The following is a 329-nucleotide window of genomic DNA, read 5'->3' as shown; positions in this document are numbered from 1 at the left end:
GGGAAACGGTCAAAGACGACGTAGTGTTCATCTTCTGGATCGGTTCGATCACCGGCGAATACACCGATTCGATCAAGCTGAGCGAATTCACCGCCGGCGACGACGTGCCGTTCAATATCGCGGCCACGTGGATCAAGGGCAATGAAGGCGGAACGGTCGAGGCCCGGTACGAAATCAAACGCGCGGCGGGCGGGACCAGTTATGCCAATTCGCTGGTGTTCAGTGTCGGCGTGGCGCTGGACCTGAAAGAGCCGAAGATCAAGGAAGCACCGAACGACACCAGCGTCGACCCGTTTGCCGCCAAAGATGCCCTGACCGCTGTGGTCGAT

1 pseudogene is annotated in these 329 nt (G+C 59.0%); it reads left to right on the top strand.

Annotated elements, in window-relative coordinates:
• A pseudogene (locus ACM6IV_RS12760) lies at positions 1-329 on the top strand (hypothetical protein); the annotation flags it as partial.

It is taken from the genome of Pseudomonas sp. IT-347P (assembly GCF_949768005.1).
Classification (GTDB): domain Bacteria; phylum Pseudomonadota; class Gammaproteobacteria; order Pseudomonadales; family Pseudomonadaceae; genus Aquipseudomonas.
Note: the sequence above shows the minus strand (reverse complement) of the source record. Positions and strands in the feature narration are given on the sequence as shown.